Source organism: Pseudomonas sp. C2.3V (assembly GCF_058536325.1).
The window spans coordinates 3,369,114-3,395,166 of record NZ_JBZUBN010000001.1 but is presented as its reverse complement, the minus strand read 5'-3'; the positions used below and the strand labels follow the sequence as shown (position 1 = coordinate 3,395,166).

The 26,053-nt window shown below is 56.0% G+C and carries 27 protein-coding genes and 1 tRNA gene; 16 read left to right on the top strand and 12 right to left on the bottom strand.

Annotation, left to right across the window (positions count from 1 at the left end):
• The first annotated feature begins 49 nt into the window (after positions 1-49).
• The 10 genes from AC4LF3_RS16255 (at position 50) to AC4LF3_RS16210 (ending at position 9,032) form a co-directional block, all read left to right on the top strand.
• Entirely contained in the window at positions 50-1,072 is a 1,023-nt protein-coding gene (locus tag AC4LF3_RS16255) for a Gfo/Idh/MocA family protein (protein ID WP_491835802.1), read from the top strand.
• Between the two features lie 223 nt (positions 1,073-1,295).
• Positions 1,296-1,421, top strand: coding sequence for a hypothetical protein (locus AC4LF3_RS16250; RefSeq protein ID WP_269669590.1), 126 nt, complete (start codon positions 1,296-1,298; stop codon positions 1,419-1,421).
• Between the two features lie 100 nt (positions 1,422-1,521).
• Positions 1,522-2,457, top strand: a complete 936-nt coding sequence (locus tag AC4LF3_RS16245) for a sugar ABC transporter substrate-binding protein (RefSeq protein ID WP_491835800.1) — start codon at positions 1,522-1,524, stop codon at positions 2,455-2,457.
• A 291-nt stretch (positions 2,458-2,748) separates the two neighbouring features.
• A complete protein-coding gene (locus tag AC4LF3_RS16240; RefSeq protein ID WP_475256848.1) occupies positions 2,749-2,883 on the top strand; it encodes a hypothetical protein in 135 nt (44 codons plus the stop codon).
• Positions 2,884-3,464: 581 nt separating this feature from the next.
• Positions 3,465-4,376: a sugar ABC transporter substrate-binding protein gene (locus AC4LF3_RS16235; protein ID WP_491835798.1), complete on the top strand. Its 912-nt coding sequence runs from the start codon at positions 3,465-3,467 to the stop codon at positions 4,374-4,376.
• Between the two features lie 62 nt (positions 4,377-4,438).
• The gene (locus AC4LF3_RS16230; RefSeq protein WP_425281463.1) at positions 4,439-6,007 is read left to right on the top strand and encodes a sugar ABC transporter ATP-binding protein; all 1,569 of its coding nucleotides are present in this window, start codon (positions 4,439-4,441) and stop codon (positions 6,005-6,007) included.
• 101 nt (positions 6,008-6,108) lie between these two features.
• Positions 6,109-7,131 (top strand): ABC transporter permease, encoded by a 1,023-nt coding sequence (locus AC4LF3_RS16225; protein WP_019364849.1) that lies wholly within the window; start codon positions 6,109-6,111, stop codon positions 7,129-7,131.
• 155 nt (positions 7,132-7,286) lie between these two features.
• On the top strand, positions 7,287-7,526 hold the full coding sequence (locus AC4LF3_RS16220) for a hypothetical protein (protein ID WP_019364850.1): 240 nt from the start codon (positions 7,287-7,289) through the stop codon (positions 7,524-7,526).
• Positions 7,527-7,829: 303 nt separating this feature from the next.
• Positions 7,830-8,609, top strand: coding sequence for a type IV pili methyl-accepting chemotaxis transducer N-terminal domain-containing protein (locus tag AC4LF3_RS16215; RefSeq protein WP_010795628.1), 780 nt, complete (start codon positions 7,830-7,832; stop codon positions 8,607-8,609).
• A gap of 246 nt (positions 8,610-8,855) precedes the next feature.
• The gene (locus AC4LF3_RS16210; protein WP_219651126.1) at positions 8,856-9,032 is read left to right on the top strand and encodes a hypothetical protein; all 177 of its coding nucleotides are present in this window, start codon (positions 8,856-8,858) and stop codon (positions 9,030-9,032) included.
• Positions 9,033-9,111: 79 nt separating this feature from the next.
• On the opposite strand, the gene ychF is transcribed toward AC4LF3_RS16210, so the two are convergent.
• From ychF to AC4LF3_RS16170, 8 genes are all read right to left on the bottom strand, one after another.
• Positions 9,112-10,212, bottom strand: coding sequence for a redox-regulated ATPase YchF (ychF, locus tag AC4LF3_RS16205; protein WP_010795625.1), 1,101 nt, complete (start codon positions 10,210-10,212; stop codon positions 9,112-9,114).
• Positions 10,213-10,235: 23 nt separating this feature from the next.
• Positions 10,236-10,820 (bottom strand): aminoacyl-tRNA hydrolase, encoded by a 585-nt coding sequence (pth, locus tag AC4LF3_RS16200; protein WP_010795624.1) that lies wholly within the window; start codon positions 10,818-10,820, stop codon positions 10,236-10,238.
• 152 nt (positions 10,821-10,972) lie between these two features.
• Positions 10,973-11,590 carry a 50S ribosomal protein L25/general stress protein Ctc gene (locus tag AC4LF3_RS16195; RefSeq protein ID WP_010795623.1) on the bottom strand — a complete coding sequence of 206 codons (618 nt, stop codon included), beginning with the start codon at positions 11,588-11,590 and terminating at the stop codon, positions 10,973-10,975.
• Positions 11,591-11,697: 107 nt separating this feature from the next.
• Positions 11,698-12,639, bottom strand: a complete 942-nt coding sequence (locus tag AC4LF3_RS16190; RefSeq protein WP_019364854.1) for a ribose-phosphate pyrophosphokinase — start codon at positions 12,637-12,639, stop codon at positions 11,698-11,700.
• Positions 12,640-12,683: 44 nt separating this feature from the next.
• Positions 12,684-12,758 (bottom strand) — tRNA-Gln (locus AC4LF3_RS16185).
• A gap of 31 nt (positions 12,759-12,789) precedes the next feature.
• Positions 12,790-13,638, bottom strand: a complete 849-nt coding sequence (gene ispE / locus AC4LF3_RS16180; protein ID WP_475256839.1) for a 4-(cytidine 5'-diphospho)-2-C-methyl-D-erythritol kinase — start codon at positions 13,636-13,638, stop codon at positions 12,790-12,792.
• Positions 13,635-14,246 carry a lipoprotein insertase outer membrane protein LolB gene (gene lolB / locus AC4LF3_RS16175; RefSeq protein WP_286787914.1) on the bottom strand — a complete coding sequence of 204 codons (612 nt, stop codon included), beginning with the start codon at positions 14,244-14,246 and terminating at the stop codon, positions 13,635-13,637. Before lolB ends, ispE begins: the two co-directional genes overlap by 4 nt.
• Before the next feature lie 8 nt (positions 14,247-14,254).
• Positions 14,255-15,985 carry a tetratricopeptide repeat protein gene (locus AC4LF3_RS16170; RefSeq protein WP_312270384.1) on the bottom strand — a complete coding sequence of 577 codons (1,731 nt, stop codon included), beginning with the start codon at positions 15,983-15,985 and terminating at the stop codon, positions 14,255-14,257.
• 133 nt (positions 15,986-16,118) lie between these two features.
• Here AC4LF3_RS16170 and hemA point away from each other — a divergent pair, with 133 nt between their 5' ends.
• From hemA to AC4LF3_RS16140, 6 genes are all read left to right on the top strand, one after another.
• Positions 16,119-17,387, top strand: coding sequence for a glutamyl-tRNA reductase (hemA, locus tag AC4LF3_RS16165; protein ID WP_150346695.1), 1,269 nt, complete (start codon positions 16,119-16,121; stop codon positions 17,385-17,387).
• Positions 17,384-18,466, top strand: a complete 1,083-nt coding sequence (prfA, locus tag AC4LF3_RS16160) for a peptide chain release factor 1 (protein ID WP_122041743.1) — start codon at positions 17,384-17,386, stop codon at positions 18,464-18,466. Before hemA ends, prfA begins: the two co-directional genes overlap by 4 nt.
• Position 18,467: 1 nt before the next feature.
• The gene (gene prmC / locus AC4LF3_RS16155) at positions 18,468-19,298 is read left to right on the top strand and encodes a peptide chain release factor N(5)-glutamine methyltransferase (RefSeq protein ID WP_150346697.1); all 831 of its coding nucleotides are present in this window, start codon (positions 18,468-18,470) and stop codon (positions 19,296-19,298) included.
• Complete coding sequence (locus tag AC4LF3_RS16150) at positions 19,292-20,050, top strand: molybdopterin-synthase adenylyltransferase MoeB (protein WP_286787885.1); 759 nt, start codon at positions 19,292-19,294, stop codon at positions 20,048-20,050. Before prmC ends, AC4LF3_RS16150 begins: the two co-directional genes overlap by 7 nt.
• Positions 20,040-20,834 (top strand): glutamate racemase, encoded by a 795-nt coding sequence (gene murI, locus AC4LF3_RS16145; RefSeq protein WP_286787886.1) that lies wholly within the window; start codon positions 20,040-20,042, stop codon positions 20,832-20,834. Before AC4LF3_RS16150 ends, murI begins: the two co-directional genes overlap by 11 nt.
• 89 nt (positions 20,835-20,923) lie before the next feature.
• Positions 20,924-21,448 carry an acyloxyacyl hydrolase gene (locus tag AC4LF3_RS16140; protein WP_150346700.1) on the top strand — a complete coding sequence of 175 codons (525 nt, stop codon included), beginning with the start codon at positions 20,924-20,926 and terminating at the stop codon, positions 21,446-21,448.
• Between the two features lie 44 nt (positions 21,449-21,492).
• On the opposite strand, the gene phrB is transcribed toward AC4LF3_RS16140, so the two are convergent.
• The 4 genes from phrB to AC4LF3_RS16120 form a co-directional block, all read right to left on the bottom strand.
• On the bottom strand, positions 21,493-22,929 hold the full coding sequence (gene phrB / locus AC4LF3_RS16135) for a deoxyribodipyrimidine photo-lyase (RefSeq protein WP_491835793.1): 1,437 nt from the start codon (positions 22,927-22,929) through the stop codon (positions 21,493-21,495).
• Positions 22,926-23,873 carry a MerR family transcriptional regulator gene (locus tag AC4LF3_RS16130; RefSeq protein WP_312125412.1) on the bottom strand — a complete coding sequence of 316 codons (948 nt, stop codon included), beginning with the start codon at positions 23,871-23,873 and terminating at the stop codon, positions 22,926-22,928. The genes phrB and AC4LF3_RS16130 overlap by 4 nt, the downstream gene beginning before the upstream one ends.
• Before the next feature lies 1 nt (position 23,874).
• Positions 23,875-24,846 carry a YbgA family protein gene (locus AC4LF3_RS16125; RefSeq protein WP_286787889.1) on the bottom strand — a complete coding sequence of 324 codons (972 nt, stop codon included), beginning with the start codon at positions 24,844-24,846 and terminating at the stop codon, positions 23,875-23,877.
• A gap of 161 nt (positions 24,847-25,007) precedes the next feature.
• Positions 25,008-25,994 (bottom strand): NAD(P)/FAD-dependent oxidoreductase, encoded by a 987-nt coding sequence (locus tag AC4LF3_RS16120; protein ID WP_010795609.1) that lies wholly within the window; start codon positions 25,992-25,994, stop codon positions 25,008-25,010.
• Between the last annotated feature and the right edge of the window lie 59 nt (positions 25,995-26,053).

The following is a 26,053-nucleotide window of genomic DNA, read 5'->3' as shown; positions in this document are numbered from 1 at the left end:
GCGCTTCGTTGTCGGACACAGGGTAGGCCTGTTATTGCTCGGAGGTTTTATGCGTGTTGGTTTGGTGGGTTATGGTAAGGGCGGACGGTTTTTCCATGCGCCCCTGATCACGTCAGTGTCACCTATCGCCCTGGTGGGTGTCGTAATACGTTCACCCGATCGCCGCGCCGAATTGCAACAGGATTATCCCGGCGTACCCGCCTACGACACGCTAGCCGAGCTGATCGATGCCGGTGTTGATGCTGTGGTAATTTCCACGCCGCCCGAAATCCGGGAAGGCATGATTCTGGAGGCTGTCTCCAGAGGCGTTCCCGTCGTCAGCGACAAGCCGTTTGCCCTGGACGAATCGCGTGCTCAACTACTGATCTCAGCCGCCCGCGAAGGTGGCGTACCACTCACGGTTTACATGAACCGCCGTTGGGACTCGGACATCCGTACCGCTCGCCGGATGATTACGTCAGGCAAGTTGGGCGAAGTCCTTACATTCGAATCGCGTGTGGAAACCTTTGTATCCGGCACTCGGGGTAACGCCAGTGGTGGAGGTTTATTGCGGGATCTGGGCAGTCATCTGGTCGATCAGGCGCTCTGGCTGTTCGGATCGGTACGCTCGGTCTATGCCGAGGTCCGTTTCATGGATGAGCAGCAGCAACTCGATGAGGACTTCTTCCTGTCGCTTACCCATCAAAATGGTGTCATCTCACGTCTCTGGGGCAGTACGATTCAGCATAATCCAGGGCCTCGACTCAAGGTTAACGGCACCGAAGGCTGCTATCGGATAGAGTGCCTGGATGGGCAGGATCAGGCACTCCTGGCGGGACGTTCACCCAAGACCGAGCGGGACCGCTGGGGCGTTGAGGACCACCTGCGCTGGGGCTGGATGCAGCATGGCGAAGAGCGTGAGCTAGTGCCCTCCGAGCGGGGCCGCTGGGACCTCTTCTATGAGCACCTGGCAGCTGCCCTGAGCGGAAAAGGCGAACTGCCTGTTTCGTTGGAAGACGCCCTGGAAACCACACGCATCCTTGATGCCGCCCGCCGCAGTGCTCAGCAGGGTCAGGTTATTACGCTGGGCTGATCATCTCGTTCTCATCCTTATAGAAGCCTGGAGCCGAGAATTGCTTCCCGGCTTTACAACGTCTGCAAACTGCCATTTTCTGCCACTGCTGCGATAAAAAAGATAATTCTATATGTTGTTGTTTTGGAAATTAAATTCCAATACAGTCTGAATCAGATTGACGATTTCACGACCCATACAGGGCTTGTACGGGCAGGCCGATAAAAACAAAAAGGTGCCGTCGATGAACGATAATCCTCTCTGCGCTCAAGCGGCCTTTCTGGCCGCGCCGCCTCGCTTTTCCTACTCGGTCTTTTACCTGACTGGTTCCTGCTGCCTTCTGGCTTGCCTGGGTAATCGCCAAGAATGACGCGTTCCTGTTCGTAAGAAAGGGGAGTCCCGCCCTGGGGCTCTGCTTGATCGTGATGCACTTCCACCCATAACACTCACAATATCTGGAGTCATTCATCATGCAGATGAGCAAACGAATCGCCGCCGCAGCCCTGTCGCTGTTCATGGCTACAACCACTATGGCAGCCGATATCAAGGTCGGGGTCAGCATGGCGCAGTTTGACGACAACTGGCTGACGTACCTGCGCGAGTCGATGGCCAGGAAAGCCAAGGATGAAGGCGTTCAGTTGCAATTCGAGGATGCCCGCAGCGATGTGGTCAAGCAGCTCAACCAGGTACAAAGCTTTGTAAGCCAGAAGGTCGACGCCATTATCGTCAACCCGGTCGATACTGCAGCTACCCGTAATATCACCGAGGCGGCGACAAAGGCCGGAATTCCACTGGTGTATGTCAATCGTCGTCCGGATGAGGAAAGTCTGCCAAAAGGCGTAGTCACAGTGGCATCCAATGACCTGGAAGCCGGGCGTCTGCAGATGCAGTACCTGGCCGATAAAATGGGCGGGAAAGGGAACTTGGTCATCATGCTGGGCGATCTGGCCAACAACTCCACGCATAACCGCACCAAGGGGGTAAAGGAGGTTCTGGCCAAGTATCCCGAGATCAAAGTAGTAGAAGAGCAGACGGCCAATTACATGCGTGACAAGGGCATGGACCTGATGAGCAACTGGCTCCTGTCAGGTAAGGAGTTCGATGCGGTTTCGTCCAACAACGATGAAATGGCAATTGGCGCGGCCATGGCGCTACAGCAGGCCGGCAAGGCAAAGGGCTCGGTATTGATCGGAGGCGTTGACGGCACGCCGGATGGTCTGGCCGCGGTCAAGCGCGGCATGCTGGCAGCCTCTGTCTTCCAGGATGCCAAAGGGCAGGCTGATGGCGCTGTGGAAGCAGCCGTAAAGCTGGCAAAAAAGGAGCCGGTTGAGCAAAACGTTTGGATTCCCTATGAGCTGATCACGCCCGAGAATGTGGATTCGTTCCAGAGCCGCATCAAGCACTAACGCAACACTGTCTTTTGCGCCGCGTTCTGCGGCGCTACTCCTTCACTGATTCCAGTACGCGCCATGGACTCGCTTTTGCTGCTGTGCATAGAGTGGGGCAGCGGCAACACCTTGGCAGTCCAGTACGGAGCCAGGTATGGCGCTAGGGTCTACAGGACCGACAGGTTATAACAAGGGCAGCGTCAGTTTCCGGGTTGTTGAGTTTTTCGACTGGCAGGTAGCCCAGTGCTTTGGCAGCCAGTTCCAGATGATATATCCGCGTGACAAACGCCGTTTCGATGGCACATAGCAATGGTATTCCATTGGCAGGCGCACCGTGTATGGACTGACCGGCAATGGGAGTTCGCCACGGAGATCGACCATGACCGGATCAATGTTGATGACGACCCCCGTACGCTGACCAAGCTGACCGTTGCGCCTATCTAATCGCCTAATGGCCCCACCTTTCGCAAGGCCCGTCCTGAGGTGCATTTCTACGTGACCTACGCCGTCTGGAGCCGTGGTGAGCAACGGGCTGCTAATCCTCTGGCACCCGGCTCGGCATTATCGAGCACAGGTGTCTTTGGCGCTGACCGGCACAGCGCTCATATAGGTGTTCAGCTGGAACGCTTATGGTAGAGCGGGTTATTTATATAATGAAAAATAAATTCGGAAATTGCGTTGTAATGGAAAATTTATTCTAGTAGATTCTGATCCAAGGTTGACGACTGTAACGCACCTCCTCCACAGGAGGCGTGCACACCAACAAGAACAAACAGGTACTGTCGATGAAACCCTCTCTTCCTTACAGGACGACTCCGAGCGGTCTACCAGCCGTAGACCGTCGCGTACTCGCTTCGAGCCTCAGCTTGCTCAGCGCACATGTCCTATCGTGCAACCAGCATGGCCCTTCGTCCTGCTCACGTCGCACTCCGAACAGAACCGTTTCGGCTCGGCGCTCTACCGCGTCGGGGTTTGCCTTTTTCGATGTCAGCATGATGCTGGTGCATAGGGCTTAAGGAGCCACCATGAAGCGCTGTCTGGGTTTGCTGTTCTGCCTGCTTATCTCTCCGCTGGCCTGGTCCGATATGAAAATCGGTGTGGCGGTCGCACAGTACGATAACTACATCGCCTACCTTGTTCAGGCCATGCAGGCGCGTGCCAAAGAGACACCCGGTGGCGCCTCCCTGCAACTTGAGGATGCGGGTGGTGATGTAGTGCGTCAGCTAGGGCAGGTTGAAAACTTCATTAGCCAGAAAGTTGATGCCATCATCGTTAACCCGGCTGATACGGCCGCGACCCGCAAGATCACTGAGCGCGTTACCCAGGCGGGTATCCCGCTGGTTTATCTCAACAGCCGCCCTGAAGTAGACAGTTTCACGGCAGGTGTCGTGTTTGTAGGCACGGATGAGCGTCGCATTGGCCAGATGCAAATGGAGTATCTCGCCGAAAAGATGGGCGGCAAGGGAAACCTCGCCATCATCCTTGGCCGACTGGCCCATGACGATACGCGCAAGCGCACGACTGGGGTGAAGGATGTTCTGGCTAAATACCCCGATATCAAAGTGGTGGAAGAGCAATCCGCCAACTGGGAACGTGACAAGGGTATGGACCTGATGAGCAATTGGCTCTTGTCCGGCAAGGCGATCGATGCTGTTGCGGCCAATAACGATGAGATGGGTATCGGTGCAGCCATGGCACTGCGTCAGGCCGGTCGCAAGGACGTCATGGTAGGCGGTGTCGACGGCACGGCCGATGGCCTGGCTGCCATCAAGCGCGGACTGCTGAGTGTAACGGTGTACCGCGATACCGTCGGTATCGGGGCCGGCTCGGTAGATGCCGCTGTCCGCCTCGTCAACAAGGAAAACCTGCAAGGCGACATCTGGGTTCCGGTGCAGCTGGTTACCCCCGAGAACTATCAGCAATTCCAGAGTAAATAACGATCAGACGCCAGCGCCCTGCTTCAGCTGGCGCTCACGAACGTTCCGAGGAGAAGAATAAGATGCTCGGCTCAACTACTGCTGTAACGCCCTCAACCTACAAACAGATCAATTACGAAGCCGACCCCATGGGTACGGAGTACCTGCTGGAAATCCTGAACGTCAGCAAAGGCTTTCCAGGCGTTGTGGCTCTATCCGATGTGCAGCTCCGTGTTCGTCCAGGCACTGTGTTGGCGCTGATGGGAGAAAACGGGGCGGGTAAATCCACCCTCATGAAGATCATTGCAGGAATTCATCAGCCCGACAGTGGCGAGATTCGCCTGCGTGGCAAGCCCGTGACGTTCGAAACGCCGCTGGCCGCCCTGCAGTCAGGCATCGCCATGATCCATCAGGAGCTCAACCTGATGCCCCACATGACCATTGCTGAAAACATCTGGTTGGGCCGTGAACCGCTCAACGCCCTGCACATGGTCGATCATGGTGCCATGCACCGTAATACCGAAGCGCTGCTGGCGCGCCTGCGGATTGATCTCGATCCTGAAGAGCCGGTCGGCAACCTCAGCATTGCTGGCCGGCAAATGGTCGAGATTGCCAAGGCGGTCTCCTACGACTCCGATATCCTCATCATGGACGAGCCCACCTCAGCCATCACCGAAAAAGAAGTGGCTCACCTGTTCTCGATCATTGCTGACCTTAAGGCGCAGGGAAAGGGCATCATCTATATCACGCACAAGATGGATGAAGTTTTCCAGATTGCCGATGAGGTCGCGGTCTTCCGGGATGGTTCCTACATCGGCCTGCAGCGTGCGGAAAGCATGGATGGCGACAGCCTGATCTCCATGATGGTAGGCCGTGAGCTGACTCAGCTGTTTCCCGAACGTACCGCTCCGACCGACAAGGTCATGCTCTCGGTACGCAACCTGTCCCTGGACGGTATCTTCAAAGACGTATCGTTCGACCTGCATGCGGGTGAAATCCTTGGCATCGCCGGCCTTATGGGGTCAGGGCGTACCAACGTAGCCGAAACCCTGTTTGGTGTCACGCCAGCCACCAGCGGGGAAATCTACCTGGACGGTGAAAAAATCACCATGAGCGACCCCTGTCTGGCCATTCAGAAAGGACTGGCGCTCCTGACCGAGGACCGGAAGGACACCGGCATTTTTCCATGCCTGTCGGTTCTGGAGAACATGGAGGTCGCGGTCCTGCCGAATTATAGCGGTAGCGGTTTTGTCCAGCAAAAACCACTGCGCGACCTCTGCGAAGACATGTGCAGGAAGCTGCGCGTCAAAACGCCTTCGCTGGAGCAGTGCATTGCCAACCTGTCCGGTGGTAATCAGCAAAAAGCATTGCTGGCACGGTGGCTGATGACCAACCCGCGTGTCCTCATTCTGGATGAGCCGACGCGAGGGATCGACGTAGGTGCCAAGGCTGAGATCTACCGGCTGATCTCTCTGCTGGCCAGTGAAGGCATGGCCGTCATCATGATCTCGTCCGAACTGCCTGAAGTGCTCGGCATGAGCGACCGCATCCTGGTCATGCATGAAGGGGAAGTGACTGGCGTGCTCGACCGCGACGAGGCCACGCAAGAACGGATCATGCATCACGCATCCGGAATCAGAGCGATTCACTGAGTAGGGGCGGAGGTTTTCTCCGCATATCGATACGCATAGCGGCCTGGCAGTAGTCAGCGGGCACGTTCGCCTGGGCGAAAGCAGGAGAAGAGGAAATCACTATGAATGCTATCACTGAAAACAAAACAGCTGAGGTACCCAGGAAGACCAAGCGGCGTATTCCTACTGAAGTGGGTATTCTGCTCGTACTATTGGGTATTGGCTTAGTGTTCGAGCTGTTCGGCTGGGTCATGCGTGATCAGAGCTTTCTCATGAACTCCCAGCGCCTGGTGCTGATGATTCTCCAGGTTTCCATCATTGGTCTTCTAGCCATTGGCGTTACCCAAGTCATTATCACCACAGGAATCGATCTGTCTTCAGGCTCCGTGCTCGCGCTTTCTGCAATGGTTGCAGCCAGTCTGGCGCAAACGTCCGATTTTGGCCGAGCGGTCTTCCCCTCATTGACCGACATGCCGGTTTGGGTGCCGATCATGGCCGGATTAGGCGTGGGACTGCTGGCCGGCGTCATTAACGGAAGCATTATTGCCGCTACCGGCATTCCTCCTTTCATCGCCACGCTGGGCATGATGGTGTCGGCCCGCGGTCTGGCGCGTTATTACACCGAAGGTCAGCCCATCAGCATGCTGTCCGACTCGTACACCGCCATTGGCAGCGGTGCCATGCCGGTCATCATCTTTCTGGTCGTGGCTGTCATCTTTCATATCGCCCTGCGGTATACCAAATACGGTAAGTACACCTATGCCATTGGCGGCAACATGCAGGCGGCTCGCATCTCGGGCATCAACGTCAAGCGCCATCTGATCATCGTCTATAGCATCGCTGGCCTTCTAGCAGGCCTCGCTGGTGTCGTTGCCTCGGCCCGAGCCGCTACAGGTCAGGCGGGGATGGGGATGTCCTACGAGCTGGATGCGATTGCTGCCGCCGTGATTGGCGGTACCAGCCTGGCGGGCGGCGTAGGACGTATTACCGGAACGGTCATCGGCGCCCTGATTCTGGGCGTCATGGCCAGCGGCTTTACCTTCCTCGGGGTCGACGCCTACATCCAGGACATCATCAAGGGCATCATCATTGTGGTGGCCGTTGTCATCGACCAGTACCGAAATAAGCGCAAGGCTAAGCGCTAAACGGCTTTCCACGTCTTGGCTCGTCGTTTCCAGGCGAGCCTTTTTTATTCTGCAATGTGTGCTCTGCAAGTCAGTTCCGGTCGCTGTTCGGAACCTTGATCGACCGGAAACTCTCCATTCATAAGAGACTTCAACGGTTATAAGGAGACTGCTTGATGAGTACCGCCGCCACGATTACTTTCGCACAGCTTTGCCCAGGAGACCGCTTCACCTTGCAGGATGATGATCGCCTGTTTACCAAGCTGAGCAATACGAGTGCCCGAGAACACAGCACACACTCCATCAACCTGAAGGAGGAAGGGTTCGGCTATCAGGACGACCCTGTCCAAGACCTCCCAGGTGAGACACCTGTTGAGTACGTTCCGGTTGGCGGTCCTTTGCGGGTTAGCGGTTGATCATGTAAGCGGCCTGCTTCCAATGTGCCCTTGTTCCAGCGGAGGTGCTGTCGCTGTCACGCTTCTGGGCAGGGGCGACATTATGTCCTAGTAAAAACGTCCTATTGACTTTTCAAGACGCTACAATAGCGGCCTTATGATTCGATGGCGTTATGACATCAGCTGTCATGACGATTCGCCTTCATACCACATCCCGCACTAATTAAATCGATAACCGCGGAGCTTAACTATTCGCGGCGCCTTGCTGTTTCTAAAAAAGGCCCCGCTTTGCCTGGCCAGCGAATAGCCCTTTTGGAGAAGTAAATGCTAAAGGATTTTTTGCGTGTAGCCGTTTTGGGCGTCAGTCTTGTTAGTGCCTCTTGCTGGGCGGCCATTACCCCTGAAGAAGCGATGAACATGGCTGGCCTTCAGCGCACGCTGGGCCAACGCATGGCCAAAGATTACCTGATGATGGGGTCCGGTGTTCGCGTAGACGTTGCAGCCAAGCAGCTCAAGGACACCGTTACACTGTTCGACAACCATCACAAATTACTTGTCGAGTTCGCACCGAATACTGAAATTCGCAGCAAACTCAGCGAGATAGAGAAGACTTGGCAGGAATACAAGCAGCTGGTTCAGGCTAATCCTGACAAGGATCAGGCCGTCGCCATGCTGGGCGTCAGTGATCAGCTCTTGGATCAGTGCCAAAAGCTGACGGATCTCGTCGCAAAGAACAACGGTGGTGAGTCTTCCCGTCTGGTGAACCGTAGTGGCTGGAACCGAGTGCTAAGCCAGCGGATCGCCATGCTGTACATGGCCAAGAACTGGGGTGTGCAGGCGCCCGGGCTGGACGAGGCGTTTGACAAGTCCGTCGGTGAGTTCGATACCGTCATGACAGAACTCAATACCGCGGGCACGCCCAACCCTGAAATTGCCACTTCGCTGCGTAAAGCCGAAGCTCAGTGGAAATTCACCCGTACGGCGGTAGATCTAACCACTCCCGACAACTATGTCCCCACAGCAATGGCCTCCAGTGCCGATACGCTGTTCAAGCAGATGAACGAGCTGACACGGCTGTACGCAGGGCTATCTGCCGGCAACTGACCGATACCTATGCTGAGGGCCATTCTGCTCGTACCGGCAGAATGGTCCTTATTGCTTCGTCCTCCATTTTGCTCACGCTACCTTTATTTCTTCCTGAAAGATTAACGCAGCACTTCTGTAAAAGCGCTGAAGTGAGCTTGTCGTGATGGAGTCGTTATGAGCAACTGTGCCTGATCTGGAAAGAGCATTCGAGGCATTGGTAAGAGACTTTGAAGCACTATTTGGCAAGCAGGAACGCCAAATCAAGTGACTGCTGTTGCCTTATGCAAGGTTAAGGCGCAGTGGAAATTTACCACCATGGCTGCTGGTTTTTCCCAGCCTAACCAGTTTGTGCCTACCACCATGGCTACCAGTACCGACAAGCTATACGACAAGGTCAACGAGCTGACTCAACTGCATGCGGCTTTGCCAGTCAACCAGTAGACGTAAGTTGCTGCTGTCTTGAGCATGTGCAGGTAGAAGGGAAGGGGAGCGGACCTGCATCGCAGGTCCGCTGAGCAGATCAGACGTTGAAGCGGAAGTGCATAACGTCGCCATCCTTGACGATATAATCCTTACCTTCCAGGCGCCATTTGCCTGCTTCCTTCGCGCCATTTTCACCCTTGTACTGAATAAAGTCGTCATAGGCGACCACTTCGGCGCGGATGAAGCCTTTCTCAAAGTCAGTGTGAATCACGGCAGCTGCCTGTGGCGCGGTAGCGCCCACCTTGACGGTCCAGGCACGAACCTCCTTCACTCCGGCAGTGAAATAGGTCTGTAGATTCAGCAGTTCATAGCCAGCGCGGATTACGCGGTTCAGGCCAGGTTCTTCCAAGCCTAGCGACTCAAGGAACATATCCTTTTCTTCACCATCATCCAGCTCGGCAATTTCAGCTTCGATTTTGTTGCATACCGGAACGACAATCGCGCCTTCTTCGGCAGCAATGCCTTTGACGATATCCAGATGAGGATTGTTTTCGAATCCATCCTCAGCCACGTTGGCGATATACATGACTGGCTTGCTGGTTAACAGATGAAAGCCGCGTACCATGCGCTTCTGCTCGTCATCCATGTCCTTCAACAGGCTGCGCGCAGGCTTTCCTGCTTCGAAATGAGGAATCAGCTTTTCAAGAAGTGCTTTTTGAGCTACTGCCTCCTTGTCGCCGCCCTTGGCGTTGCGAACCACTCGCTGCAATTGCTTCTCACAGCTTTCCAGGTCCGCAAAGATCAGCTCAAGGTCAATGACCTCAATGTCTCGCTTGGGGTCAACGGAGTTGGCTACGTGAATAACGTTTTCGTCTTCAAAGCAGCGAACCACATGAGCAATGGCATCGGTTTCGCGGATGTTGGCCAGGAACTTGTTTCCAAGGCCTTCGCCTTTGGATGCGCCTTCTACCAGGCCGGCGATATCCACGAACTCCATGGTTGTAGGGATTACGCGCTCGGGCTTGACGATCTCGGCCAGTGCGTTGAGTCGAGCGTCAGGCATTGGCACTATGCCGCTATTCGGCTCGATGGTGCAGAACGGAAAGTTTTCTGCAGCAATGCCGGACTTGGTGAGGGCGTTGAATAGAGTGGACTTGCCAACGTTGGGCAAGCCGACGATGCCACAGTTAAATCCCATGAAATTGTCCCTCGCGGAGTAGGTTAGGCCTTCTGGCTATGCAAGCGCTGCATGGCACGGGTCCAATCCCCGGCCAGAATGTCCGGCAGCACGCCGAGGGCAAAATCGATACTGGTATCCAGCAGCTCCTGTTCGGCACGTGGCGCGCGGCCCAATACGTAGCCGGAGACTAGACTGCTATGCCCCGGATGGCCAATGCCAAGCCGTAGGCGATGAAAACCGTTTTGGTTGCCCAATTGGGCAATGATATCGCGCAAGCCGTTATGACCACCGTGCCCGCCACCTTTTTTCAACTTGGCAACACCTGGCGGCATATCCAACTCATCGTGGGCGACCAGAATGGATTCCACAGGAATACGGTAAAAACCTGCAAGCGCCGCAACAGCTTGGCCGCTACGGTTCATGTAGGTCGTAGGAATCAAGAGGCGAACATCATGGCCGTCATGTGTAAATCGGCCCGTCAGGCCATGATACTTGCGATCAGCGACTAGATTGACATGATGTTGAGCAGCAAGACGTTCAACAAAAAGGGCCCCCGCATTATGCCGCGTCTGTTCGTATTCAGCGCCTGGATTACCCAAGCCAACGATCAGTTGTACGGCAGTCATAACGGGAGCCCTTCTTCCTAAGTTTGTCTATGAGGTTAAGGCAGCGACTATACAGACAGAGTAACCCTATCGAGAAGCGCATCAGGGCGATGCGCTCATAATAGTCTGCTGTAGAGGCGTTACCTTCTCCTCAACAAGCCTTAGGCAATGCCTTACTCAGCAGAACCTTCGCCTTCGCCCTCAGCCGGAGCCTGGACGCGGGACAGGTGGATGCTTGCTACTGGCAGGTCGCTGCCATGAGCCAGAGATACCAGCTCAACGCCAGCCGGCAGCTTCAGGTCGCTCATGTGAACAATCTGGTTCAGCTCGACCTTGGACATGTCGACTTCGATGAACTCAGGCAGGTCTTTTGGCAGGCAAGAGACTTCTACTTCGTTCACGTTGTGCGAAACTTCACCGCCGCCTTGCTTAACGCCAATGGCAGCTTCCTGATTGATGAAGTGCAGCGGAACGGTTGCGGTCAGCTTTTGGCCAGCCACTACACGCAGGAAGTCAGCATGCATAACGTAGCCCTTGGCAGGGTGACGCTGCAGTGCCTTGATCAGAACGCTTTCGTTCTGGCCGTCAACGTTCAGGTTGATTACGTGGCTGAAAGCAGCCTCGTTGTTCAACAGCTTGGCCAGATCCTTGCCTTCCAGCGTAACGGATACAGGCGCTTTTTCACCGCCGTAAATTACGGCAGGAACTTGTTCGGCATTACGACGCAGGCGGCGGCTCGCACCTTTCCCCAGGTCGGAACGCGCTTGGGCATTCAGAGTAAAGTCGACCATTTGTAGTCTCCTAAAAAAGACAATTGCCTGAGTCACTTGCGACCAGCGATCAGACCATTGACTAAAAAGCCCCGCATGATGCGGGGCCGTTATACCAACACCAGTTCTTAACGGAACATGGCGCTGATGGATTCCTCATTGCTGATACGACGCACAGCTTCGGCTACCACTGGAGCAATGTCCAACTGGCGGATACGAGTGCAGGCTTGCGCAGCAGCAGAAAGCGGAATGGTGTTGGTAACGACAAGCTCATCAAGAACGGAAGTGTTGATGTTCTCGATTGCGCGTCCGGAAAGCACGGGGTGCGTGCAATACGCCAATACCTTGGATGCACCATGCTCTTTCAGAGCCTTGGCGGCATGGCAAAGTGTACCGGCTGTATCAACCATGTCGTCGACTAGCACGCAGGTGCGGCCTTCGATGTCGCCAATGATATGCATCACTTCGGACTGGTTGGCTTTCGGACGGCGTTTGTCGATGATCGCAAGATCTACGCCCAGGCTTTTAGCCACGGCGCGTGCGCGAACTACACCACCAATGTCGGGAGAAACAATCATCAGGTTCTCGAAACGCTGGTCTTCGATATCGTCAACCAGAGCGGGGGAGCCATAGATGTTATCAACGGGAATGTCAAAGAAACCCTGAATCTGGTCGGCATGAAGATCGACAGTCAGAACTCGGTTGACACCGACAACGGTAAGCATGTCAGCCACTACTTTAGCGCTAATAGCAACGCGTGCGGAGCGCGGGCGGCGATCCTGACGTGCATAGCCGAAGTAGGGGATAACAGCAGTGATTCGGGTAGCTGAGGAACGACGGAAGGCATCAGCCATCACGACCAGTTCCATCAGATTATCGTTCGTAGGTGCACAGGTCGGCTGAATCAGGAAGACGTCCTTACCACGAACGTTTTCGTTGATCTCGACGCTGATTTCGCCATCGGAGAATTTACCGACGGAAACATCACCTAGAGGAATGTGCAGCTGACGCACAATGCGCCGTGCCAGATCGGGGTTAGCGTTCCCCGTAAAGACCATCATCTTGGACACGCTGCAGTACCTGCCGGCTGAGGGTGGACCTGATGAAAAGGAAATGGCAGGGGCGGCTGGATTCGAACCAACGCATGGCAGGATCAAAACCTGCTGCCTTACCGCTTGGCGACGCCCCTGTGACGTTTCAGATACAGTTGTATCTGTTTCTCAGAACAAACTTCCCAGTTTACGGTGCAACATTGAAGTGTTGCTTCCTTTAGCTACGAAGCTTGGCAGGGTAGCTGGAAGTTGGTCCGCAACTTTAACAGCTTCGGTCTGACTTGGGAACCCCCCAAATATGCAACTACCAGTGCCGGTTAATCTAGCTGAAACAAATTTGTTTAGCAAGATCAAAGCGTTACGTATTTCTGGATAACGCTTTTCTACCACGCTCTGGCAATCGTTTCGACCGCCCCACTCGAGAACGGGGCGAACTTTACTGGGAGGCGTGTCACGTGTCAACAGGGGATCGTTAAAAATTTCTGCTGTACTTACAGACACTTGCGGAACAGCCACCAGATACCAGGGCTCTTCTATCTCTACCGGCGTCAGTCGCTCACCAATCCCTTCCGCCCAGGCTGCCTTGCCTCGCACGAATACCGGAACGTCCGCGCCAAGGGTAAGGCCAAGCTCTGCCAGTGCCTCTTCGCTGACGTTGAGCTTCCAGAGGTAATTCAGCCCGAGCAGGGTAGTCGCTGCATTCGAGCTGCCGCCTCCGATACCACCGCCCATGGGCAGCCGCTTATCCAGCCAGATATCCGCTCCGAGAGAGCAATGAGTTGTCTGTTGGAGAAGCCGAGCGGCACGAACGATCAGGTTGGAATCATGTTCAACACCGGGAAGGACGGTATGCAACCGGATCTGACCGTCATCACGCAGCGCAAACTTGAGCTCATCGGCATAGTCCACGAACTGAAACAGTGTCTGCAACTCGTGGTAGCCGTCGTCGCGCCGACCCAGGATATGAAGGAAAAGGTTCAGCTTGGCTGGGGCCGGTAAGGTCAACACGTCTTTCATTGGCCTAGCTGGCGTGGCTGCCAGTCCTTGATAACCAGTGTCACATCGAGGTCCTGACCTTTGATCTTCAAGCGCTCGGGCAGACTATAGCCATTCTGTTCGGTGTAGCGGGTGTACTCCACGGTCCAGCCGTCCTGGAAGAGGCGGGACAGGTGACTGTCGCCGTCCAGTGTAAGTTGGCTGCGGCTGTCTGGAGCTGGAAGTCCACGCACCCACCAGAGCAAATGGGAAACGGGTAAGCGCCAGCCGAGCTGCTGCTCAAGAAGCGCCTCGGGGGAGTCTGCGTGGTAACGCCCCTGATTGGCTACCTCCAGCGTAACGTCGTCTGGGCGTCCCGTCAGACGGGCTGCGCCACGGCCTAGAGGTCCTGACAGGCGTATATCGAAATACCCTTGCCGCTGAAGCCAGAATAGGGTGCCACTGCCGGAATCATTGGGAGCACGGATACCTACCTTGCCGTTGATCTGCCAACCGTCCAGCGTCGTAATGCGTGCCTTGTGAGCCTTCCAGGCCGCGCTGTTGCCATGCCCTTCGACCGTTTCATGGGGCACTTGACCCGCGCACCCGGCCAGGAATGCCAGAAATGCCGTTATGAGGATAAAGCGGATATTGAATTTCACAGTGTTTCTGAGCCTGTCAATCGTTTGAGCGTGCTACGTAGCACGGCGTTATCAGGGGACTGTTCAGCAGCCGCCGCCCATACCTTGCGTGCTTCCTGCTTCTTGCCTCGCGCCCAGAGAACTTCGCCCAGATGTGCGCCGATCTCGGTATCGGGGAAGCGCTGAAGGGCTTGGCGTAGATACTGCTCTGCAAGATCAAGCTTGCCCTGGCGGTAATTGATCCATCCCATGCTATCGAGGATAGCGGGATCATCAGGATTGATCTGATGAGCTTTCTCGATCAGCGTGCGTGCTTCGGCGTAGCGGGTCGTACGGTCGGCCAGGGTGTAGCCGAGTGCATTGAGCGCCATGGCATTGTCGGGATCCTGCTTGAGAATAAGGCGTAGATCCCTTTCCAATTGACCAAGGTCTCCGCGCTTCTCCGATACCATGGCACGGGTATAGAGTAAATTGAGGTCGTTTGGATACAGCTTGAGGCCCTGCTGGATGGTATTCCAGGCCGCCTCCGACTGATTGTTGTTGGTCAGGCTTTCGGCCTCGAGCAGGTAGAGCTGGACCGCATAGTCAGGCTGGCGTTGGCGAGAGGCGGCAAGAAGCGATTTGGCTTCTTCGAATCGCCCCTGACCCATCAGGATTTCAGCCTGACGCTGCTGGGCGGGTAGGTAGTCGCTACCCGGGCCGACCAATGCGTATTGGGTCAGCGCCTGTTCGGGATCATTCAATTCCTCGGCAACACGCCCCAGGTTGAAGTGGGCCGCGTCCACGTGGCTGCCACGCTGAACCAGTTCTTCCAGATAGGTGCGTGCGTCAGTCCAGGCTTCGGCTTCCAGGCATACCAGTGCCAGGGAAAAGCGAAGATCGTCATCATCGGGAAACTGTGCGACCAGGTCCGCAAACTCCTGCTTGGCCTGATCAAGCTTGTTTAGCTCAACCAGCAGGCGGGCATGAGCGAGGCGCAGACGTTTATCGTCCGGATGCTCCTTGATTCCATTTTCCAGCAGCGGAAGGGCTTCCTTGCTACGACCAAGACTCTGAAGCATGCGGGCTCTGAGCAGCAGCGGTGCCACTTCATGTCTGGCGGCAGGGTGATCTTCCAGTAACGTCAGCGCCTCGTCGACTCGTCCGTCCTGCTGAAGCAGCAATGCCTTGCCGAACAACAGCTGGCCGTTCTCGGGGTACTTGGCCTGAAGGCGATCAAAGCTTTTGAGCAGGCCTGCGCGGGTGTCTGCGTCCGTCTCGGCTGCCGACAGGGCAAGAAAATCGAAATGGGTGTCGCCCTGGCCCTGCAGAACTTTCTCCATGTAGGTCATGGATTCGTCGTACTGGCCGGCACGTGCCAACATGATGGCAGCAGCGCGTTGGGCATCAAGGTTGTCTGGCGCGTTCTTCGCCCATATAACAGAGGTATCCAAGGCGGAACTGTCTGCACCCAGGTATTCTGCGATGCGAAACGCGCGTTCGGCTACGCCGGGATCCTGAGTGCTCTGGGCCTGTTCGACGTAATTGGCCAATGCAATATCGAATCGATTGCGTTGCCCGGCCAGTTCTGCAACCAGCAGGTCATATAAGGTGTCTTCCCTGAAGGAGCCGTACTTTTCCGGCTGGGCTGGCGCAGCAGCAGGTGTAGCCTGTTCAGGTTTGGTTTGTTCGGAATTCGTGTGGCTGGCCAGGTTTTGGCAGCCACCCAATAGCAGCGCAGTGGTCAGCAGCGCGAGATATTTAGTCATGAGATCGAAACGGCCTCTCTGCATTCAGCCCATCATGCCACAAGGTATTAGGCAAGCACATGGGCCTGATAGTTGTCGTTCAATCGACGACGTAGGACAATTACCGGCTTTCCAAAAAACTTAGCGATTCTGCATGGCTTTCCTCGCGCTTGGCATCAATCACAAGACCGCCTCAGTGGATGTACGCGAACGCGTAGCGTTCACCCCTGAGCAAATGGTAGAGGCATTACGGCAACTGTGCCGGGAGACCTTGAGTCGCGAGGCGGCCATTCTGTCGACCTGTAACCGTAGTGAGCTCTATCTGGAAATGGAGCAGCCCCTTCCGGACAACGTTCTGGCATGGCTCGCCCACTATCATCATCTCTCGCTGGATGAGCTGCGTGCCTGCGCGTACATTCATGAGGATGACGAGGCGGTCCAGCACATGATGCGTGTAGCGTCCGGTCTGGACTCCATGATCCTGGGCGAACCGCAGATTCTGGGCCAGATGAAATCAGCCTACGCGGTAGCACGCGAAGCGGGCACCGTAGGCCCCTTGTTAGGGCGTCTTTTTCAGGCAACGTTCAACACGGCGAAAAGTGTCCGTACCGATACCGCCATTGGCGAAAACCCGGTTTCGGTTGCCTTTGCTGCGGTAAGCCTGGCCAGGCAGATCTTCAGTGATCTCAATCGCAGCCAGGCGCTTTTGATTGGCGCAGGAGAAACCATTACGCTGGTGGCAAGGCACCTCTACGAGCAGGGCGTCAAGCGGATTGTGGTCGCCAACCGGACACTCGAGCGCGCCAGTCACCTGGCAGAGCAGTTCGGGGCGCATACGATTCTGCTTGCCGATATTCCGGAAGAGCTGCCCAATAGCGACATCGTGATCAGCTCGACGGCAAGCCAGTTGCCCATCCTGGGGAAAGGTGCCGTTGAGCGTGCGCTCAAGCAGCGCAAGCACAAGCCGATGTTCATGGTGGATATTGCAGTGCCGCGCGATATCGAGCCGGAGGTCAGCGAGCTGGACGATGTGTACCTGTACACCGTCGACGATCTGCATGAGGTCATCACCGAGAACCTTAAGAGCCGGCAGGGCGCTGCCCAGGCGGCTGAAAAACTGGTGCTGGCTGGGGTCGATGAGTTCATGCATCGTCTGCGTGAGCTGGCAGCGGTGGATGTATTGCGAGCCTACCGGCAACAGGCCGAGCAGATGCGTGATGACGAACTGGCTCGTGCTCAGCGGCAGCTCGCCAATGGTGTTGCGCCTGATCAGGTGCTGGCCGCGCTGGCACGGAGCCTGACCAACAAGTTGTTGCACGCGCCTAGTGTGCAACTCAAGAAATTGTCTGCTGAAGGGCGCATCGATGCGCTGGCTTTGGCTCAGGAACTGTTCGCTCTCGACGAGGGCGTGGATAAAAAATGAAAGCCTCTCTGCTGCAAAAGCTCGATGGATTAAATGATCGTTTCGAGGAGCTGACAGCGCTGCTCGGTGATGCCGACGTAATCAGTGACCAGACCCAGTTTCGTGCTTATTCGAAGGAATATGCGGAAATCGAGCCGGTCATCATGGCGCTTCGGGAATTTCGCAAGGTGCAGGCCGATCTGGAAGGCGCTCGTGCCCTGCTAAAGGACAGCGACCCGGAAATGCGGGCCATGGCCGAAGAAGAGGCCGAGCAGGCAGAAGCCGCGCTGATCGACCTGGAAAATCAGCTACAGCGAATGCTGCTGCCTCGCGATCCTAATGACAGTCGCAACGTTTTCCTTGAGATTCGTGCCGGAACCGGTGGGGATGAGGCCGCCATTTTTGCCGGGGATCTGTTCCGCATGTATTCGCGCTATGCCGAGCGTCAAGGCTGGCGCATAGAGGTCATGTCCGAGAACCTGGGCGAGCATGGTGGCTACAAGGAAGTGATTGCCCGTGTAGAGGGCGACAACGTCTACGCCAAGCTCAAATTCGAGTCTGGTGCCCATCGTGTCCAACGGGTTCCCGAGACCGAGTCTCAAGGGCGAATCCATACATCGGCCTGTACGGTGGCTGTGCTGCCGGAACCTGATGAGCAGGCAGCTGTGGAGATCAACCCGGCGGATTTGCGTATTGATACCTATCGCTCCTCCGGTGCGGGTGGTCAGCACGTCAACAAAACCGAGTCGGCCATTCGTATTACGCACCTTCCCAGCGGTATTGTCGTCGAGTGCCAGGAAGAGCGTTCACAGCACAAGAACCGCGCCAAGGCCATGGCGTGGTTGGCGGCCAAGCTCAATGACCAGCAACAGGCGGCACATCAGCAGGCTATCGCCAGCACCCGTAAATTGCTGGTAGGCTCAGGGGATCGTTCCGAGCGTATCCGGACCTATAATTTTCCACAGGGCCGTGTGACTGATCACCGTATCAACCTGACCTTGTACTCTCTGGGTGAAGTCATGGAGGGCGCGGTGCAACAGGTCATCGAGCCTCTCCTGCAGGAATATCAGGCCGACCAACTGGCGGCCTTGGGGGACTGATATGGCCACTATCGGGGCATTGCTCAAGGAAGCGCGCCTGCCGGATTCACCCAGCGAGCGTCTGGATGCCGAATTGCTGTTGGCGGCTGCGCTGGGAAAGCCGCGTAGCTTCCTGCGTACCTGGCCTGAACGTATTGTGACGCGTGAAGCCAAGGATCTTTACAGCACCTTTATCGAGCGTCGTCGAGATGGGGAACCGATAGCTTATATCCTGGGCCATCAAGGATTCTGGTCGCTCGATCTTGAGGTCTCGCCTGATACCCTGATACCGCGCCCTGACACGGAGCTTCTGGTTGAAACCGCGCTGGCTCTGACAGGTGCCGAACACAGACGCGTGCTTGACCTGGGAACAGGTACTGGTGCCATCGCCCTGGCGCTGGCCCATGAGCGTGCGCAGTGGCAGGTAATAGGGGTGGATCGTGTAGACGGCGCGGTAGTGCTCGCTGAGCGAAATCGGGCACGACTGGGCATTTCGAATGCCTCTTTTCAGCAAAGTCATTGGTTCGCTGCGCTTTCCGCAGAGCGGTTTGACGTCATTGTCAGCAATCCTCCCTATATTCCACACAATGATCCGCACCTTGATGAAGGGGATGTTCGCTACGAGCCTGCCTCTGCATTGGTTGCGGGTGACGATGGTCTGGATGATATTCGCCTTATCGTTCGGCAGGCTCCGGAACATTTGTTACCTAGTGGATGGCTGCTTCTGGAGCATGGGTTCGATCAGGCTCCAGCGGTTAGGTCGCTACTGACTGAGCAGGGCTTCATATCGGTTGAAAGCCGTCGCGATCTGGGTGGGCATGAGCGCGTGACACTGGGGCAGCGGCCGTGCTGAGCGATGCGGAGCTGTTGCGCTACAGCCGGCAGATTCTGTTGCCTCAGATCGATATAGAAGGGCAGCTGCGTCTCAAGCAGAGCAGGGCGCTGGTCATAGGCCTGGGTGGCCTGGGCTCCCCGGTTGCGCTGTATCTGGCCGCCGCGGGTGTGGGTGAGTTGCATCTTGCCGATTTCGACACGGTCGACATGACCAATCTGCAGCGGCAGGTCATCCATGACACGGCCCAGGTAGGGCGTAGCAAAGTCGATTCGGCGCTGGATCGGCTGCAGGCGATCAATCCTGAAATCACCTATAACGCTTACCGAACTGCCTTGGATGCCGACTCCCTGGCTGCAGCGGTCGAACGCGTAGACGTCGTGCTGGACTGCTCCGATAATTTTTCCACTCGAGAGGCCGTGAATGTCGCGTGTGTATCCGCGGGTCGGCCTTTGGTAAGTGGTGCTGCCATTCGACTTGAAGGGCAGCTCAGCGTATTTGACCCAAGACGTGAAGACAGTCCGTGTTATCACTGCCTCTACGGTCATGGCAGCGAGACGGAGCTAACCTGCAGTGAAGCTGGGGTCGTAGGGCCCTTGGTAGGGCTGGTAGGAAGCCTTCAGGCGTTGGAAGCCTTGAAACTGCTTGCAGCGTTCGGCTCTCCTCTGGTGGGGCGCCTGCTGTTGATTGATGCACTCACGTCACGCTTCAGAGAGCTGAAAGTGCGCCGTGACCCTGCTTGTGAGGTATGTAGGAAACGCCATGCCGAGTAATGCACCTATTGGTGTCTTTGATTCTGGCGTAGGCGGATTGTCCGTCCTGCGTGAAATTCATGGGCTTCTACCGGGTGAGTCGCTGTTATATGCAGCGGATTGTGCTCATATTCCTTACGGGGAAAAAGATCCGGCTTTCATTCGTGAGCGTTGCCAGCAGGTAGCTGAGTTCTTTCTCGAGAAAGGCGCCAAGGCGATGGTGCTCGCGTGTAATACAGCTACCGTAGCGGCTGTAAACGACCTGCGCGAATGTCATGCACAGTGGCCTATCGTGGGTATGGAGCCTGCGGTGAAGCCGGCGGCTGCAGCGACAAAATCGGGTGTGGTGGGGGTTCTGGCAACCACTGGAACGCTTCAAAGCGCACGATTTGCCGCCTTGCTGGATCGCTTCGCCAGTACGGTCAGGGTCGTCACTCAACCTTGTCCGGGGCTAGTGGAGCGGGTAGAGATTGGGGACCTGACTGGTCCTGTGACCCGGGCGTTGCTGAAAGGGTATGTAGCACCACTGCTGGCAGCTGGCTGTGACACGATCATTCTGGGATGTACGCATTATCCCTTCCTGAAGCCTTTACTGAGGGAACTGCTGCCTGCTGAAATTACTCTCATCGACACCGGATCGGCGGTTGCACGTCGACTGAGCTCGTTGATCCATGAAAAAGACCAGATGGCAACGGACACTCCTTTGGAATGCCGTTTCTGGACAAGTGGGCATGTTGAGCAGTTTTCGACGGTGTTGCCTAGCCTATGGGGCAAAGTTGCGTCAGTGGAAACGCTGCCTTTCTGAAATCAGTTAGTTTGCTACCTTTTCAGGATGAGAAGTGTCTCCCATAATGTAACGTTGTACGTGTTACAAAATAATACAAGGACTTTCAGATGAAAAAATTGCTTCCACTGGCCATTGTGGCCGCGCTTTCTGCCGGATCCATTCTTTCCGCTCAAGCGGCTGAGGTGTCCGGTGCAGTAGGTGTAACGGGCCAGGGCGATATGACGTATCGTCTGGGAATGGGCTTCGACTGGAACAAGAGCTGGTGGGAGACGTCCACGGGACGCCTGACAGGTTACTGGGATGCTGGCTATACCTACTGGGAAGGCGCTGACCATTACTCTTCCGCGAAGCATTCCCTGTCCTTTGCTCCGGTATTTGTATACGAGTTCGGTAACGGTTCTGTTAAACCCTTTATCGAAGCCGGTATCGGTGTGTCTGTCTTTTCAAGCACTCGTGTCGGTGAAAAGGATCTGGGCTCAGCCTTCAACTTTGAAGACCGCATTGGCGCAGGTGTGAAGATCGGCGAAACCCAGCGAGTAGGCATTCGCGCGACGCATTACTCCAACGCAGGTATCAAGGAGCCTAACGACGGTATCGAATCGTACGCGCTGTTCTACAGCCACACGATCTGATTCATAGTCGTTTCGCCAGAGCCGGACCTTGAAGTCCGGCTTTTTCATGCCTGGCGTTTGGCAGGCTTGGGCAGATTTCTGAACGCCATCAAGGCGCGTTCACGGCTCTCCTTGACTTCGACGATAGGCGCTGGGTAGTCATTGACAGCACGCTGCCACCGCTTGAACGGGTTATGAATAGCCTTGTCATCGAGCGAGGCCAGCTCTGGAACCCAGGTACGAATGAAGCGTCCCTTGGGATCAAACCGCTCCGATTGCGAATAGGTATTGAATATTCGGAAATAGGGCACGGAGTCAGTGCCAGTCGAGGCGCTCCACTGCCATCCACCATTATTGGCAGCCAGATCGCCATCGATCAGGTTTTGCATGAACCAGCGTTCACCTTCGCGCCAGTCAATCAACAGATTCTTGCTCAGAAACATGGCAGTGATCATGCGCAGCCGGTTGTGCATCCAGCCTGTTTCACGCATCTGGCGCATGGCTGCATCAATGATCGGAATGCCGGTTTTGCCGTATTTCCATGCGTCAAGATCGTCTGTATTTCGCCGCCAGGGTAGCGCTTCGGTATGCGGGTGAAACGCTCTGCTCATCGAAACATGGGGATAACCTACCAGAATGTGCTTGTAGAACTCTCGCCATAGTAACTCGTCGACCCAGGTCGATGCGCCTGGCGCTCCGGTTGTCAGCTCACCCCGGTTGGCGTTCAACACCGCGTGCAGACATTGGCGAGGGGAGAGCACACCTGCTGCAAGATAAGCGGATAACTCACTGGTACCAGGGCGAGAAGGAAAGTCCCGGTCGTGGTGATACACCTCCATGCGCTCATCGACAAAGCGACGCAGTCTGGCATGCGCTTCATTTTCACCCGCGGGCCACTGCTGCTGTATCGCGCTTGAAACCATCGTATAGGAGTTTATCTGGTTAGGTACGGGATCCGATTCGATGGAGCGCGCAGTCTGGACACGGGGCGGCGGGTTAAGCGGTGGAAGGCTATGCTGTAGGAGGTTGATGCAGGTTTTACGGAACTGGCCAAAGACCTTGAAGTAGCCTCCGCTTTTCGTAAGCACTGAGCCAGGCTCGAAAAACAGCTGATCCAGATGACGCTGAAAGCCTATTCGATTGCAGTCCAACGCTGCCTTTACTGCATCATCACGACGTTGTTCGTTGACACCATATTCAGCATTGACATGAACGGTCTGAATACCATGTTGTTGGCTTAGCTTGGCGACAATAGCGGCCGCATCAGCCCAGCGAGCCACTTGACGAATCAACAGGGGAATATTGAGCGTATGCAGCGTCTCGGCCAAGACTTTCAGGTTCCGGCGCCAGAAGTCGACCTTGGCAGGAGAGTCGTCGTGTTCCTGCCATTGTTCGGGTGTAATCAGATAAAGGGCCAGCACTGGTCCTGCTGCGCAAGCGGCAGCCAATGCCGTATTGTCCCGTACACGAAGATCGGTACGGAACCAGACGAGTTGGGTCATACGTGTTCTGCCATCAACCCCAATGCCTGAAGACGGCTAAAGACATCCAGAGGGTCATAGGCCACATTCAATGCGGTTTTGCTGACGTCATCCAATAATTTGGCGGCCGGACCGGCAATGATGACGGGGGCAGGGCATGTCTCAGCCAACCTGCGCAGCTGTTGTATCTGCTGTGATTCCAGCGGAGCATTTAAATACAGTACGAGGCAGCGCGGCGACATGCGTTCGGCGGCCAGTGCATAGGCATCCAGCGCAAGCGGCCATTCCAATGTTTCAATTGGACAGTCAGCGTTGCTCAATAGCCAGGCGCTGAGCCAGAGTCCGGCATTCATTGGTGTTTCAGCCAGACTGGCCAGCAGAACGGACTGCCCTTTGAGTTGATAATTATTGTGGTAAATCCGTGCCCCAAGCTTGCTACGCAGCCAGGACAGAAAAAAGGATTGCTCCAGGGAGCCAATCAGAGGCGCCTTGCGGTGCTGTTCAAGATGCTCGACCAGCGGCATCAGCAATTGTTCGCACAGCACCCGGGGCGGGTAAAGGGCTGCCGTTCGGTTATAAGCTTCATCCAGACGTCGCCCAGCCAGCTCACGCACAGCGTCCAGCATTTCCTGGCGCAGCGCGACCCAGGGGGTGTCATTGGGCGATGAAAGCGGGCGCTGACTGTCCAGCAGTGCCTTGACCTGGCCGACAGCAACGCCACGGTTGATCCAGGCCAGAATGTTTTTGATGCGCTCGATATGGCTTTCACCATAAAGGCGGTGCCCTTTAGGTGTTCGCTTGGGAATGATCAGCCCGTAGCGTCGCTCCCAGGCTCGAAGTGTGACGGCATTGACCCCCGTGCGTCGGGCAACTTCACGTATGGGAAGCCAGCCTTCATTCAAGGCGGCCTGATAGTCACCGTCCCCTTCGATTTCTGTTGGGGACTTGCTGGGTATGGACTGCATGTCAGATGGCATTTCTCAAGCTCAAATCTTCCGGGTGCGGTTGCAGGTAGGATTGCTCGATCACGTAGCCATGGGGATGGCGGCGAAAGTGATGCTTGAGCAGTGTCAGGGGCACCACCAGTGGAACAATACCGCTGTGATACTGCTCGATCAGGCGCTGCATTTCTTCTTTATCCGCCGGGCTCAGCGCATTCTTCAAATAACCAAACAGGTGATACAGGACGTTGCAGTGGGTTCCCCGGGTAGCGCAACGCTTGAGTGCGCTCATCACACCCTTGAAGTAGTGAGGGCCCAGCTCCTGTGGATCGTGTAGCCCGATTTCACCCAACATGCGTCCCAGTGTTCTGAACTGCTCGGGGGCATTGGCCATCAGCTGGTACTTATAGCGGGAATGAAAGCCCAGGATCGCTTTGCGTGTCAGGCCTTCACGCAACAGCTGTTGCCACTGTGCATAGGCGAACACACGTGTCACGAAGTTTTCCCGGAGCACAGGGTCATTCAGCCGACCTGCTTCCTCAACCGGTAACTCTGGGCGAAGCTCACAGAAGACACGAGCAAATATACCCTGGCCTTCAGGCTGACTGGGCATGCCGTGTTCTGAATAGATCTTTACGCGCTCCATTCCACAGGAAGGCGATTTTTGCATGAAGATGAATCCGGATAGATCATCCAGCTCGGTCGCCATTTTCTTGCCATAGTTGGCCAGCGCATCCGTTACGTCGAGTTCCCGGTTGACTGTACCTACGGCTCGCGTTTGTTCAGGTGTACCAACCAGACGGATCGGTTCACGGGGCGTACCCAGGCCAATCGCCATTTCCGGGCACACCCGTACAAAATCGAAATGCTCGGCAAACGTGTGGCTGCACAAGCGGGATTCCTTGTGTCCGCCGTTGTAGCGGACCGGCTCGCCCAGCAGGCAAGCGCTGATTCCTAGCTTGGGACGAGGTAATGACGTCGATTGGCGAAAAGGCATGCGCCACCTCCAAAATTGAACGTACAAAACTTATACAAACTATTATTCTTGTACAAGTTCAATATCGTTATTGACCAGAGGTGGCGGTGATAATTCGACAAATCAGACGCAAGGTAGGTGTGCTGCGGAGCGCCGCGAGCCTTGCGCGGCGCTGGATGAGGTCATTCTAGATGATCAAGCAAACGGCTGGCAGCATCAAAACCGCTCAGCCAGGCACCTTCTACACGGCCTGTACCACACCAGTCTCCACACGCATAAATACCCAGGTCCGCGTCAGCCAGCGCGCCCCATTGATGGCCTTGCGCCGGACGTGCGTAAAGCCAGCGATGAGCCAGCGTGAAGGCCGGTTCGGGTACTGCGCAACCGATGAGTTCGGCAAAGGCACCATGAAGCTGTTCGATAACCTGTTCCTTGGATGCATCCAGGTGTTCCCGACTCCAGGCGCTGGTTCCATGGAGAACCCAGGTGTCGTAATCGGTTTCCCGGCCTGGCTTGCAGCGGTTGCGAGCAAACCAGTCCAGCTCACCTTCCTGAACGAAGCAGGCTTCAACAGGCGTATCAAGCGGCGTCTTGAAGGCCAGTGCAACCGACCAGGTCGGATCCATCACCACACCGGCCGCCACTGCGGCAAGCTTTGGCGCAGTGGCCAAGAGTGGTGTTGCCTGGGGTGCAGGTGTTGCGATGATAACGTGGCTGAACGGGCCGTGGTTGTGACCGTCGGCGTCCTGCAGGGACCAATGTTGGGGGCCGCGGAATGCTTCGGTAATCCGGCAGCCAAAGGACACCGGCAGATCCCCGACCATGGCTCGGGTAATGGCGCTCATACGGGGTATGCCGACCCAGCGCGGCTGTTCATCCTGAGAGGGTGTAAGCGCGCCCGAACGGTACTGGTACAGAGCTGGGTCCCACTCCGCTACGCAGCCTTGGATGCGCCATTGGCTGACCGCATCGATGAAGCGGCGGTCACGGGCAGTGAAGTATTGGGCTCCCAGATCAAGCGAGCCGAAATCGCTCCGCTTGCTGGCCATACGGCCTCCACTTCCACGGCTTTTTTCGAACAGATGAACCTCATGTCCTGCCGCGTTGAGGACATGGGCGGCGGAAAGCCCGGCAATGCCGGCGCCGATGATGGCGATGGGTGCTGTCATGAAAGGCCTCGCTTGTCTTGGCAGAACCTGTCGACGAACGTTTTGCAATTAAGCAGGCT